Consider the following 13,491-nt stretch of genomic DNA (forward strand, 5'->3'; position numbering starts at 1 on the left):
AGGTTTAAATAATAAATCCTATGCCATTTTAGTAATCGACTCTTCTTACATAATCAATAATATTAACTCCATTTTCTCCTACTAAGTATTAATCTTTCCAAGGTCTTTTTTTTCCTAGCCACCCATGACTTTCCCAATGCTTAACGTCTGGTTCATTAAACCTAAACTTCCTCTGCATAAAACGCATTATATAAAACAATCCCTTTACTTTCAGGCTTGGTGTAACCTTTTTACTTTTTCCCTTAATTTTTACCGCTAATTTTTCTACCTTATTTTGAATTTGTATTTTCTTTTTATTACTAACCTGATCCCAATCTATAGCCGCTACATTTACACCATATTTATGAATTCTCGCCACTCCCCAAAAATTAAAACTATCTACAATATCTTTCATTGTGGATTTAGTTCCTGCACCTGCTGCTGTTGAAATAATTAATGCTTGTTTTCTAAACATTGTCTCATTTGGTTGATGTGCCATCCACTGAAATCCAAAATGATCTAGAAAAGCTTTCATCTGTCCTGTAACATGGTATACATATACAGGAGATGTAAAAATAATAAGCTCTGCTTCTTGCATAGATTCTAAAATACGTTTTATATATTGGTAATCTGGGCACTTTGCATTATCCGTAAAACATTGAAAACATCCCCGACAAAAATTAGGTGAATCCTTAGGCAAAAAAAATTCTTTTATATCATTTTCACCATCACATAATTTTTCTAAAAACCGTTGTGTAATGTGATAAGTACTCCCTTTTCGTTGTGTTCCATAAATAACTAAAACCCTCATAAATCCCCCATATTTATATAATATATTTTAAATTCATTATATCATAATATTATTTCTAGGTACTTCATATAACTTTTATCTCTAAACTGCATTAAAGTATTAGGTCAATAAATTGGATAACCTTTTATTATTAACTTCTTGTTTTTTAATAGTTGACAATAGTTATTATTATACTTATAATTATAGATAAATAAAGTCTTTAATATCTATTAAGGAGGTTTTACTTTGAAATATACAAAAGCTACAAACTACGCACTACATATAATTGCATATATGATTAGATATAATAAAAATGATAATTTGAGTTTACAACCACTAGCAAATCACTTCAATATCTCTCCTACTTATCTTTCTAAGATTTTAACGCAGTTAGTAAAGGCTGGTTTAATTCAATCAACTCCAGGTGTAAATGGTGGTTATATTTTGAGTAAAAAGAAAGAAGAAATTTCATTTATGGATGTAATCAGAGCAACCGAGGGAACTGGGGCATTATTTAATTGCGGCCTAGAAGAAGAAGGTGAGTGTTGTATTCATAAAGTAATGGCAGAAGCAGAAACTGTGATGGAGACATATCTGCAGAATAAAAAGCTCTATGAAGTAGTTAAAAATTCATCAAATTATGAAATAAATAAGGAATAATTCTTTCACCTATTAAGCTATATTATATGGCTTTCAACGCCTTAATTATAGATATTAAATATCTGTAATACATGTAATCTAAAGATTTTGATTAGTTCTTTTAAGGAAACAGTGTATATTCTCAAAACTAACATTAACAATATTCTAGCGAGCCATAAAATAAAACATAAAGGAGAGGTATATATGGGAGAATTTTGGGAAGCAAGTTTTATAGAAAAGCAAATGATGTGGGGACTTGACCCTGCAGATTCTGCAATCTTGGCAAAGGATCTTTTTCTCGAGAAAAAAGTTAAGGATATATTGATTCCAGGTATTGGATACGGCAGAAATACAAAGATCTTTATTGACAACGGAATTAATGTAACAGGTATTGAGATATCACAAACAGCCATTGATTTAGCAAAACAAAATGGGCTTGACAGTAAAATATATCATGGTTCAGTAACTGATATGCCTTTTGATGACAAACTTTATGACGGTATATTTTGCTATGCACTTATTCACTTATTGGATATTAATGAAAGAGAAAAATTAATTAAGGATTGTTATAATCAGCTAAAGCCAAATGGATATATGATTTTCACTGCAATTTCCAAGAAATCACCAATGTTTGGAAAAGGTAAACAACTTAGTAAAGATCGCTTTGAGATAATGGACGGTGTAAAAATGTTCTTTTATGATTGTGATTCAGTAAAGCAGGAATTTGGCAAATATGGGTTAGTGGAATCTTCAGAAATCGACGAACCTAGTAAGAATATGAAAAATAAGCCTCCATTGAAATTTACAATTATAAAATGTAAAAAAAAACACTAAAGGTACGTTAACTTCAAATATTTATTGTTTTGACATAAAAAGAGCAGATATTGTTACAATATAATATCCAAAACGTAAATAGATTTTGTACAATATCTGTTGATGTTCTCTAGTTTCCACATTCTAATAAATATTTCATCTTTCATCGTCTATATTATTAGCAAATATCTTTGAATTTTTTTAAGTCTTTCCAATTTGGCTCTAGTCCATATTGTCTGCATACTTGTAAGTATTTTTCTAAAATTTTAATACTCATCGAATCTCCTCCTTGATAAACATTGATAATCCTTTCGAGGAATGCTCCAATATACTTGGGAAGTATACTGGGGGCATGCGTTAATGGATGTTTTTTTACTTTTTTATTCTTTCTTATATGTAAACTCTTTGCTGTTATTTTACATGAAACGATTTATTTATGTAACTCATGTACTAATATTATATCAATATTTACATTATATGTAAATATATGGAACCAATTGTCGAACGATATTTTATGTATATCATTTTTATATTTTGTAAAATTAAAGAGTATTATAATTAATATGTAATACTAAAAATGACTTTAGGTTATAGGAAGCCAAAAAAACTGTTTCTTGACTATCCTATAACCTTTTTATTCTCAAATAGAATATTGATTTATATTTGAGTTGCTTGTATAAGCACTAAAAGAAACTACATTTAAAAACATCTAGTTATATAAAGGTATTATTGGGTTATTATCTTCGATATATTTTTTTAGTGAAACATGCAATTCTTTTTTCATATTTATCGAAGCAAAAAAGACATCTTCTACGCTATTTATACTAAGGTTAGATAAGTGTTCTCTTAACCAATTCTCCGATAAATTAAGCTTTATTAGAGTATCATTATATAATATTCCATCAACTATTATTGGATAGGATAAAGAAGACTCTTTTTTATTTAAATTCATATCTTCAATAGTTACTTCAGCTTTATTGGGTTTTTTAAGTATTGAAATATTGCCATTAGCTTCTACAATTCCTAAGTACACCTCACTTATATCGAACACTTCTTTTTCTCTCAGCATTTGAAGAATATTATCTATTGAATACCGTATCTTAGTGAGGTTTGATACTAAAAACTTACCATCTTGTATAACAATCGTAGGTTCAAATGTAATTATATGTCCAAACCTTCTATATTTTATTTTCAGCCTAGATATAACCTTCTGAAAAATCCCCATTAAAACAATGGCAACAGCAGTATGTATGTGTTCAATATTTGGGTCTGCTATATCCGCTCCAACAACTGCACCTAATATTACTATAACTAAGAAATCAAATACGGGAAGTTCTCCGATAGAGCGTTTCCCCATGTATAGTGTTATTGCAAGCATAAGAGGAAATATAGTAACAATTCTTCCAAAAAGAATAGCGAACTCTTTAATCATTTCCATAAGTCTTTTTCCTTTCCTACTTTTACTTTAATATTATAGCTAAACTAACTATTATTATGTGCTAAATTAAATACTAGTTGTATAATGGAAAAATACTGTCTTTATTAGCTACATCCTTCTTTAGTGAAACATGAAGTTCCTTTTCTGTATTAACAGATGCAAAAAATACTTCATCTGAACTTCCAATATTAAGGTTATTTAATTCCTTTTGTAGCCAGATATCTGAAAGGCCAAGTTTTGCCAATACATTCTTGTATACCTCCCCATCCATTACCACCGGGTAAGATAATGAAGACCCCTTTTTTGATATATTCAAGTCCTCTATTGTAATTAAGGCTTTGTTATCTTGCTTTAATATAGATAGCTTACCGCTAGCTTCAACAATACCAATCTTTATATCCTTTACATCAAACACTCCTTCTTCTCTCAGCATTTGAAGAATATTATCTATAGAATAACGTAATCTTTTAAGATTATTTGGAATAAACTTACCATCCTGAATAACTATAGTAGGCTCAAATGTAATAATATGACCTAATTTTCTATGTTTAATTATTAGTCTTGAGACTAATCGTTGCAAAAATCCAATTAGCACAATTGCCACCGCAGTATGGATATGAGGTATTTCAGGATCTGCTATATCTGCTCCTACTACTGCACCTAAAGTGATAATTACTAAAAAATCAAAAACAGGAAGTTCACCTATAGAACGTTTTCCCATGTATAAAGTTATAATTAGCATTAAAGGCAAAATACTTATAATTCTGCCGCTAACTATTAAAAGTTCCTTCATTAAATGCATATGAAAACATCTCCCTTAACTATATACTTTATAACATTAATATTCCCAATTATCATAAGAAACTTTTAAGAGTTTCTTATTCACACTAAATATATATTTGTCATAATATATTATTCCATTTTCATAACGTTCTAAACAATTATATATCTATTGTAACTAATAAATGTGCATGTGAATTCCATTGCAAATCTCTTCCAAAGGTATGTATAACTGCTATTATTCCAAGCGTAAAGCCTTCCTTTAAACCAGCTCATAATTACTTGTGAGCCACATTTAGGTTATAATTATAGTCTTTTTAAAATTTCACCAATATATTTTTCTCCTTCTTTAACAATATTAAATTCTGAATTTGAAAAACACCATGAAGCCATAAGCCCTCTCACAAAACTTTCTAGGTACAAAAATATTTCTTCCACTGTTTGATTCGTCTCAAATATCCTTTGATTAATTCCTTCTAAAATTAACTTCTTTAATTCTCTGGTAAAATCTCTTCTTTCATAATGTTTACTACTTTCAGATATACATTCGGTTAGATTAATCACATAAGCTCGACATGTCATCGTATATCCAACATGGTTCGCAAACATAAGCTCTGATATAAGGAATTTTCCTATTTTATCCTTGATATTCATATTCTTATCTTTTGAGATTAAAATATTATATTGTTTTAAAACAAACTCGCTCATATCAGAATAGTAACTTTCTTTTACTATATCTTCTTTAGATTTATAATGAACATAAAAAGTACCCTTTGCTACTCCTGCTTTTTCACATATCTGACTTACAGTAACATCTTCATATCCTTTTTCTCTAATTAGTTCTATAGCAGCCTCAAACACCTTATTTTTGGTTAGAATAGCTTTTTCTTTTCTTGACATATTTATCCCTTTCTTGACTTCTTTTATTATTAGTGTATAATAATGACCATAGTCACTGACTACGGTCATTATTATACTAAACTATTTAAAGGAGAAAATCAATATGTTTATACTGAACCTTACCTATATCAAACCTATTGATGAGGTAGAAAAATATTTGCCTGCTCACATATCATTCCTAGATAAATACTATAGCGCCGAAAAATTTATTTGCTCTGGAAGAAAAAAGCCACGTAAAGGTGGAATAATACTTTGCAATGCCGAAAATATTAATGAAGTTAATGTTATATTAAATGAAGACCCCTTTTACAAAGAAAAAATAGCTAGTTATGAAATTATTGAATTTATTCCTACCAAATATTCATCCAATTTTAAATCTTTTATCTAATATAAACAATTAAAATCCCCAGCTTTATGATTAGACTAGGGATTTTAATAATATTTATATTTATCTATATCTTTATTTTTTATCATTTAAATGCTACATATTGCCCTTGATACTCTGCTAACATAACTTGTTCATCAGAGCAAGTTACTTTAAGCTTTATTCTAGCTTTATTATGTTTATTATACGTCTTAAAAAAAAGTTCCCTACTCACTTCATCTGATAAAGCACATTCTGCAATAAAATCCTTATCAATGGGTGCTAAATAGTTAATATTACTTTTTTGAACTACAATATGGGCTTCTTTATCAATTTCTTTAATATTTGCATATACCATTGCCCAGCCACAAACAGTCATCAAACTATTTATACTTCCACCAAATGCTGTGCATTTATGATTTAAATTAGGCTCTAATTTTGCACATATCCTTACTTTTGCTGGTGTAAATTCTATAACACTTATTCCCATGTCTTTTGTAATTGGTATTTGTTTGTGTAGAAATTGTTCAAATTCATGTTCATTCATGGTCAATTCTCCTTACTTTCGTTTATTCTTCTATTCCAAATAAAAAACTTGTAATAGATATTCTCTTAAAAATTTCATATTGGAACATTTTTCATGCACACTAATATTATATTTTAATTATATTACAAGTACAAATTTATGGAAGTAAATAAAAAACAGCAAAAATATTCGTTGATATTAATGCTGCTTTTATGTTATTATTCATAACAATTTATTTTATGAAATTTATTCTTATATTACACTATTTTAGTTGTCCAATCTTCACAATTCCATATTTCTGTAACTATATCTCTATAAAATTCAGGTTCGTGAGATACTAGTAAAATTGATCCCTTGTATTCTTTTAAGGCTCTCTTTAATTCATCCTTTGCGTCTACATCTAAGTGATTTGTAGGTTCGTCTAGAATTAAAATATTAGTTTCAGTATTTAATATCTTGCATAGTCTAACCTTTGCAGCTTCTCCTCCAGATAGAACCATTATCTTTGATTCTAATTGCTTAGTTGTTAATCCACACTTTGCTAGAGCTGCTCTTATTTCATATTGAGTTTTGCTTGGGAACTCATTCCATACTTCTTCTATACAAGTATTTGTGTTCCCTGATCTATCTTCTTGTTCAAAGTATCCAATATGTTGATAATCTCCAAGTTCTACTTCACCAGATAGTGGCTTAACTTTTCCCAAAAGACTCTTTAATAATGTTGATTTACCAAGACCATTAGCTCCAACTAATGCTATCTTCTGTCCTCTTTCCATATAAAGATTTAATGGTTTAGTTAAAGGACTATCATACCCTATTACTAAATCCCTAGTTTCAAATATCATCTTCCCTGAAGTTCTTGCAGTTTTAAAATTAAATTCTGGCTTTGGTTTTTCTTTTACTAGCTCTATAACTTCCATTTTATCTAATTTCTTTTGTCTTGATTTAGCCATATTTGCAGTGGCAACATTTGCCTTATTTCTTGCAACGAAGTCTTCAAGTCTTTCAATCTCCTTTTGTTGTTTTTCAAAAGCTGCTTCTAGTCTCTTTTTATTTGCTTCATATAATCTCATAAATTCGTCATAGTCTCCAACATATCTTGTAAGCTTTCTTTCTTCTACATGATATATTAAGTTAACTACTGAATTTAAAAATGGTATATCGTGAGATATTAGTATAAAAGCATTTTCATATTTATTTAAATATTTCTTAAGCCATTCTATATGTTCTTCATCTAGGTAGTTAGTAGGCTCATCCAACAGTAATATATCTGGATTTTGAAGTAAAAGCTTTCCAAGCAAAATCTTTGTTCTTTGTCCTCCTGATAAATCTTCTACATCTCTATCTAATCCTAAATCTAAAAGTCCTAACCCCTTTGCAACTTCCTCTACTTTAGCATCTATTGTATAAAATCCATTATTATCCAATAAATCTTGAATTAATGCTGTTCGCTCAAGCATTTTTTCTAATTCTTCTGGTTCCACCTCACCCATTTTTTCATATAAAGAATTCATTTCCTTTTCTAAATCAAATAGGTAACTAAAAGCGTCTCTTAGCGCATCTCTAATACTTTGACCCTTAGTTAATGCTGCATGTTGATCCATATATCCAACCCTAACATTATTTGACCAAATAACCTTGCCTTCATCTGGCATAAGCTTATTTGTTACTATATTCATAAATGTTGATTTACCTTCTCCATTAGCACCAATTAGTCCAACGTGCTCCCCTTTTAATAATCTAAAAGACACATCTTCAAATATAGCTCTATCACCAAAACCATGGTTTATATTTTTAACTGTTAATATACTCATAATTTGCTCCTTTACTGTAAAAAATTCATCATATTTAGTCTAATGGGCAGAGTATTTGATGTCAAGAAGAAAATAATGCTGAAATTCCTAGAAGCTATAAACTTTATTCTTTTAATATTAACATTAGTTTTATATAATAAATAAATAACGATATTTTTATGGAGGATATATGTTTTTAATAATAGATAATTATGATTCATTTGTGTATAACCTTGCTAGATATTTTGAAGAACTTAATGAAGAAATTATAGTTGTTAGAAATGATAAAATAACTATAGATGAAATAAAAAATCTTAATCCAGATGGAATTATCATTTCACCAGGACCTAAATCTCCAGAAGATTCTGGCACATGTCTTGATATCATAGATAATTTTAAAGATTCTATACCAATACTCGGCGTATGTTTAGGTCATCAATGTATAGGACATTATTTTGGAGCAAAGATTACTAAAGGCAAAGAGCCCGTTCACGGAAAAGTATTTTTAATCAAACATAATGGGCAAGGCTTATTTAGTAACTTAAAAAGCCCCTTAAACGTAACAAGATATCACTCATTGATTGTTGATAAAGATAGTTTACCTAGTACTTTACAAATAACATCAGAAACAGAAGATGGAGTAATTATGGGTATTAGACATAAGGAATATTTAATTGAAGGCGTTCAATTTCATCCTGAAGCAGAGCTTACTGAATATGGCCATGAAATGCTTAAAAATTTTATAAAGCAATCAAGAACTTAATTGCAAGAGGAGCGTTATAATGAATTTTTTTATAAAAGAAATAAATACTAAATTAGATCCCTTTGATGTATTTACAATATTTAAAGACACCAAAAATGCGATAATATTAGATAGTTCTAAAAAAAATAATGGTTTAGGAGAATATTCTTTTATAGGTATAAATACCTTTTTAACATTTAAAGCTACAGGCAGCAAATGTAGTATAAACGACGAAGAATTTAACGGAGATGGTTTTACAGAACTAGAAAATTTACTTAAAAGATATAAGATAGATAAGAATACTCACCTACCTTTTAGTGGAGGATGCATAGGTTATTTTTCTTATGATGCATCTAGAAGCTTAGAAAAGCTACCAGAAACCGCAAAAAAAGACATAGCTATTCCTGATATTTATTTTAATTTTTATGATAACTTAATAATATTTGATCATATAAACAATAAGACTTATATATCTGCTTCCGGTATTATAAAAAATAGCAATGAAAGTATAAAGGAAATTGAAGCTTTAATTGCTAATGGAAAAAAGATCGAGTATTTTGATTTAATAGAAAGTGATACTAAGTTTTATTCTAATTTTGATAAAAGTGAATATATAGAAACTGTTGGAAAAGTTAGAGAATATATAAGAAGCGGAGATGTTTACATAGCAAATTTAACTCAAAGATTTTGGTGCTATAATGAAAAATCTCCTTATGAAATATATAAGAATTTAAGATATATAAATCCAGCTCCCTTTTCAGCATACCTAAACTTAGATGATTTCGAAATCATAAGTTCCTCACCTGAGAGGTTTATAAAAATAAGAAATGGCAAAGTAGAAACTCGTCCAATAAAAGGAACAAGACCTAGAGGCACAAATGAAGAAGAAGATAAAAAGAATAAGAAAGAATTGATAAATAGTGAAAAAGATAAATCGGAACTTTTAATGATTGTAGATTTAGAAAGAAATGATTTAAGTAAAGTTTGTAAGCCTTTTAGTGTTAAAGTTACAGAGCTTTTTAAGTTAGAGGAATATAGTACGGTATTTCATCTAGTATCTTCAGTAGAGGGAGAACTGAAAGAAGAAGTATCTTCAGTAGAGTGCATACGCGAATGCTTTCCAGGTGGATCTATAACGGGAGCACCAAAGATAAGATCTATGGAGATAATTGAGGAGTTAGAAGGGATACAAAGAAATATTTATACCGGTATCATAGGGTATTTTGATTTTAGCGGAAATGCTGACTTTAATATAGTTATAAGAACTATATTAAATAAAAATGGCAAAGCCTATTTCGGAGTAGGTGGAGGAATCACTTGGGATTCTAATGAAAAAGACGAGTATTTTGAGACATTGGATAAAGCCAAAGCTTTGATGAGGGTGTTATAGTATGATTATAGTAAATGAAGTTTTAACGGAAACTCCACAGATTGTTTTAGATGAAGGATTTATGTTTGGGCGAGGAATATTTGAAACATTACTAGTAAAAGAAAAGCCTATATTCTTAAAAGAACATATGGATAGGATGAATGAAGCATTAAGTATTCTTAATATAAACAAAAAAATAGATAAAAATTATATTGAGACTATAGTAGATAAATATAATTTAAATAATTGTGTATTGAAAATAGTAGTAAGTGATAAAAACACCGTAATTTCAACAAGAAGTATAAATTATCATAGCGAAGATTATAAAAAAGGTTTTAAGGTTAGGATAAGTAAATCACGAAGAAATGCATATTCCACTATCCCTTATATTAAATCAATAAATTATATAGAAAATATATTGGAAAAGCAACACGCAATTGAAGAAGGATTTAATGAAACCTTATTCTTAAATACTGACGGGTATATAGCAGAAAGCAGTTCGGGTAATATTTTCTTAATTAAAGATGACAAACTATATACTCCAAGTGTTAACTGCGGATTATTAAATGGTATCCTACGACAGTGGGTTTTAAATAATTTTCATGTTATTGAAGGAAATTTTACTTTAGAAGATATTTTTAATTCACAAGGAGCTTTTCTAACTAATAGTATTATGGGAATAATGAAAATTGTGGATATAGATGGAGCGAACTTAAGATATCATCATTTAATTGAAGAAATATCTACATGTTATAAAAAAGAAATTTTTAAGTATTAGCTAAATTAAAGGGACTGTCTCAAAATATTTTTTTAAAACAGTCCCTTGAGTAAATATTAATTATTTAATATTTACTTATAAATCTTATATCTTAATTTATTCTATTTCTCTTAAAAGATTAGCCATTTCAATTGCAGTTACTGCTGCATCATAGCCCTTATTTCCTGCTTTAGTTCCTGCTCTTTCAATTGCCTGCTCAATTGAATCTGTAGTTAAAACTCCAAATATAACTGGAAGCTCTGCATTTAATCCTACCTGTGCTACTCCCTTTGTAACTTCAGAAGAAACGTAGTCAAAGTGTGGTGTATTTCCTCTAATAACTGCTCCTAAGCATATTACTGCATCATATTTTTTGGACTTTGCCATTTTATTTGCAACTAAAGGAATTTCAAAAGCTCCTGGTACCCAAGCAATTTCTATTTCATTTTCTTCTGCTCCATGTCTTTTAAGCGCATCTATAGCTCCTCCTAAAAGTTTAGATCCTATAAATTCATTAAATCTTCCTACAACTATACCAAATTTTAACCCTTTAGCTATTAAATTTCCTTCATATGTTCTCATTTTTTATTCCTCCAACTTTCTTTAATATATTTTATAATTCATGTTAATGATAATTTTATTTACCTTATTAAACTAACTAGTTTTTTAATTACTGGTAACCAGTCTAAAAATCACTTGATAAGCTATCAATTATAGATCATTAAGCATATGACCCATCTTTTCTTTCTTGGTTCTTAAGTAAAATTCGTTTCTTTCATTATGATTCATTTGAATAGATACTCTCTCACATACTTCAATGCCATATCCTGAAAGCCCTGAAAGTTTCTTGGGATTATTTGTCATAAGGTTTATCTTAGTTACTCCTAAATCAGCAAGTATCTGTGCTCCTATTCCGTAATCTCTCATATCTGCTGGGAATCCTAAAGCTATGTTAGCCTCTACTGTATCCATTCCTTGGTCCTGAAGTGCATAGGCCTTTAGCTTATTTATAAGTCCTATTCCACGTCCTTCTTGTCTCATGTATAAAAGAATTCCTCTTCCTTCTTCAGCTATTTTTTTCATAGCTGCTGCGTACTGCTCTCCACAATCACATCTTTTAGAGCCTAGCGCATCCCCTGTCAAGCACTCTGAGTGAACCCTTACAAGTACTGGTTCCTCTCCACTTATATCTCCTTTAACTAGAGCTACATGATGTTCTCCATTTAATTTATTTATATATCCATATATCTCAAAGTCACCATATTTGGTTGGCATTTTAGTTTTAACTACTCTTTCTATAAGCTTTTCACTATGCCTTCTATAGGCAATTAAATCTGCAATAGTAATTATCTTTAGGCTATGTGTTTTTGCAAATTCCATAAGTTCAGGAGTTCTTGCCATGGTTCCATCTTCATTCATTATTTCACAAATAACTCCTGCTCCTCTAAGTCCAGCAAGTTTTGCAAGATCCACTGCTGCTTCAGTATGACCTGTTCTTTTTAATACCCCGCCTTGTCTAGAAGCTAATGGAAAGATGTGTCCAGGTCTTCTAAAGTCTGATGCTTTAGCTTTAGGATCTAGTGTCTTCTCTATAGTTAAAGCTCTTTCATAAGCTGAAATTCCTGTAGTAGTTTCCATTGCATCTATTGAAACCGTGAAAGCTGTTTCATGATTATCTGTATTATTTTTAACCATTGGGTGTATGTTTAATTCATTTAATCTTTCTTCTTCCATCGGCATACATATAAGTCCTCTACCGTATTTAGCCATAAAGTTTATAGCCTCTCCTGTAACCTTTTCTGCTGCCATAAGAAGATCCCCTTCATTTTCACGATCTTCATCATCTATAACTATTATGATTTTTCCCTCTCTAATATCCTCTATCGCTTCTTCTATACTATTAAATTTATACATATTTTAAATCCTCCTTAAAATCCATTTTCTCTTAGAAACTCTAAGGTTATGGATGATTTTTTATTATTTTCTTCTTTATCCCTTATACCTAGTAGCTTTTCTACATATTTTCCTAACACGTCACATTCTAAGTTCACTATATCTCCTGGTGATTTTTTTAAAAGTATAGTTTCTTCTCCAGTATGTGGAATTATGGACACTTTAAATACTCCTTCGTCCACATAAGCCACAGTTAAGCTAACTCCATCTATTGCAATCGAGCCTTTATGAACTATATACCTTAATATATCCTCGTTTGCCTTAATGGTAATCCAAAATGCATTATCCTCTTTCTCAAAATTCTCGATAATTCCTGTTCCATCTATGTGGCCGCTTACTATGTGTCCCCCAAATCTTCCATTAGCTTTTAATGCTCTTTCTAAGTTTACATAGCTTCCCCTTTTTAAACTTCCAAGACTACTGCTTCTTAAAGTTTCAGCCATAACGTCCACTGTAAATGATGATGATGAGTACTCAGTAACAGTTAAACAAACACCATTGGTACTTATGCTATCACCAAGTTGTACTTCTTCTAATATCTTACTAGCTTTTATAGTAAGCCTAGCTGACTTTGTTCCTCTTTGAATATCCTGTATTATCCCTATTTCTTCAACTAATCCAGTAAACATACTTACCCTCCTAACTCCT

Annotated in this window: 15 protein-coding genes and 1 pseudogene; 6 read left to right on the forward strand and 10 right to left on the reverse strand. The window is 29.7% G+C overall.

All coding sequences use genetic code 11. The features are described 5' to 3' along the window. Positions 1-88: 88 nt before the first annotated feature. Positions 89-790: a flavodoxin family protein gene (locus tag JOC70_RS13595; protein WP_204599438.1), complete on the reverse strand. Its 702-nt coding sequence runs from the start codon at positions 788-790 to the stop codon at positions 89-91. Between the two features lie 225 nt (positions 791-1,015). On the opposite strand from JOC70_RS13595, the gene JOC70_RS13600 reads away from it, so the two are divergent. Both JOC70_RS13600 and JOC70_RS13605 read left to right on the forward strand, forming a co-directional pair. Continuing rightward, positions 1,016-1,429 (forward strand): RrF2 family transcriptional regulator, encoded by a 414-nt coding sequence (locus tag JOC70_RS13600; protein ID WP_204599439.1) that lies wholly within the window; start codon positions 1,016-1,018, stop codon positions 1,427-1,429. Between the two features lie 183 nt (positions 1,430-1,612). Continuing rightward, the gene (locus tag JOC70_RS13605; RefSeq protein ID WP_204599440.1) at positions 1,613-2,242 is read left to right on the forward strand and encodes a class I SAM-dependent methyltransferase; all 630 of its coding nucleotides are present in this window, start codon (positions 1,613-1,615) and stop codon (positions 2,240-2,242) included. A 688-nt stretch (positions 2,243-2,930) separates the two neighbouring features. Here the strand turns inward: JOC70_RS13605 and JOC70_RS13610 are convergent. The 4 genes and pseudogenes from JOC70_RS13610 to JOC70_RS13625 all read right to left on the reverse strand — a co-directional run bounded on the left by JOC70_RS13610 (position 2,931) and on the right by JOC70_RS13625 (position 5,339). Next, positions 2,931-3,659, reverse strand: coding sequence for a DUF421 domain-containing protein (locus JOC70_RS13610; protein WP_204599441.1), 729 nt, complete (start codon positions 3,657-3,659; stop codon positions 2,931-2,933). Between the two features lie 73 nt (positions 3,660-3,732). Beyond that, positions 3,733-4,461: a DUF421 domain-containing protein gene (locus JOC70_RS13615; protein ID WP_204599442.1), complete on the reverse strand. Its 729-nt coding sequence runs from the start codon at positions 4,459-4,461 to the stop codon at positions 3,733-3,735. 151 nt (positions 4,462-4,612) lie between these two features. Next, positions 4,613-4,739, reverse strand: a pseudogene (locus JOC70_RS19615) (transposase); the annotation flags it as partial. A 6-nt stretch (positions 4,740-4,745) separates the two neighbouring features. Then, positions 4,746-5,339 (reverse strand): TetR/AcrR family transcriptional regulator, encoded by a 594-nt coding sequence (locus JOC70_RS13625; RefSeq protein ID WP_204599443.1) that lies wholly within the window; start codon positions 5,337-5,339, stop codon positions 4,746-4,748. 103 nt (positions 5,340-5,442) lie between these two features. Between JOC70_RS13625 and JOC70_RS13630 the strand changes: the two genes are divergently transcribed. Then, entirely contained in the window at positions 5,443-5,727 is a 285-nt protein-coding gene (locus JOC70_RS13630; RefSeq protein WP_204599444.1) for a YciI family protein, read from the forward strand. Between the two features lie 82 nt (positions 5,728-5,809). Here JOC70_RS13630 and JOC70_RS13635 read toward each other — a convergent pair whose 3' ends face one another. Together JOC70_RS13635 and JOC70_RS13640 are read right to left on the reverse strand one after the other, a co-directional pair. Continuing rightward, the gene (locus tag JOC70_RS13635) at positions 5,810-6,250 is read right to left on the reverse strand and encodes a YiiD C-terminal domain-containing protein (RefSeq protein WP_204599445.1); all 441 of its coding nucleotides are present in this window, start codon (positions 6,248-6,250) and stop codon (positions 5,810-5,812) included. A 236-nt stretch (positions 6,251-6,486) separates the two neighbouring features. Further along, positions 6,487-8,043 (reverse strand): ABC-F family ATP-binding cassette domain-containing protein, encoded by a 1,557-nt coding sequence (locus tag JOC70_RS13640; protein ID WP_204599446.1) that lies wholly within the window; start codon positions 8,041-8,043, stop codon positions 6,487-6,489. A 169-nt stretch (positions 8,044-8,212) separates the two neighbouring features. Here JOC70_RS13640 and JOC70_RS13645 point away from each other — a divergent pair, with 169 nt between their 5' ends. The 3 genes from JOC70_RS13645 to JOC70_RS13655 are packed head-to-tail and all read left to right on the forward strand — an operon-like array spanning position 8,213 to position 10,911. After that, positions 8,213-8,785 (forward strand): anthranilate synthase component II, encoded by a 573-nt coding sequence (locus JOC70_RS13645; RefSeq protein ID WP_204599447.1) that lies wholly within the window; start codon positions 8,213-8,215, stop codon positions 8,783-8,785. 19 nt (positions 8,786-8,804) lie between these two features. Continuing rightward, complete coding sequence (gene pabB / locus JOC70_RS13650; protein ID WP_204599448.1) at positions 8,805-10,154, forward strand: aminodeoxychorismate synthase component I; 1,350 nt, start codon at positions 8,805-8,807, stop codon at positions 10,152-10,154. 1 nt (position 10,155) lies between these two features. After that, positions 10,156-10,911, forward strand: coding sequence for an aminotransferase class IV (locus JOC70_RS13655; RefSeq protein ID WP_204599449.1), 756 nt, complete (start codon positions 10,156-10,158; stop codon positions 10,909-10,911). Between the two features lie 96 nt (positions 10,912-11,007). Here JOC70_RS13655 and ribH read toward each other — a convergent pair whose 3' ends face one another. The 3 genes from ribH to JOC70_RS13670 all read right to left on the reverse strand — a co-directional run bounded on the left by ribH (position 11,008) and on the right by JOC70_RS13670 (position 13,472). Further along, entirely contained in the window at positions 11,008-11,472 is a 465-nt protein-coding gene (ribH, locus tag JOC70_RS13660) for a 6,7-dimethyl-8-ribityllumazine synthase (RefSeq protein ID WP_204599450.1), read from the reverse strand. Positions 11,473-11,601: 129 nt separating this feature from the next. After that, on the reverse strand, positions 11,602-12,804 hold the full coding sequence (locus JOC70_RS13665; RefSeq protein WP_204599451.1) for a bifunctional 3,4-dihydroxy-2-butanone-4-phosphate synthase/GTP cyclohydrolase II: 1,203 nt from the start codon (positions 12,802-12,804) through the stop codon (positions 11,602-11,604). Positions 12,805-12,818: 14 nt separating this feature from the next. Next, positions 12,819-13,472, reverse strand: a complete 654-nt coding sequence (locus tag JOC70_RS13670; RefSeq protein WP_204599452.1) for a riboflavin synthase — start codon at positions 13,470-13,472, stop codon at positions 12,819-12,821. Between the last annotated feature and the right edge of the window lie 19 nt (positions 13,473-13,491).

Origin of the sequence: Clostridium pascui (assembly GCF_016908015.1) — a bacterium.
Classification (GTDB): domain Bacteria; phylum Bacillota; class Clostridia; order Clostridiales; family Clostridiaceae; genus Clostridium_AK; species Clostridium_AK pascui.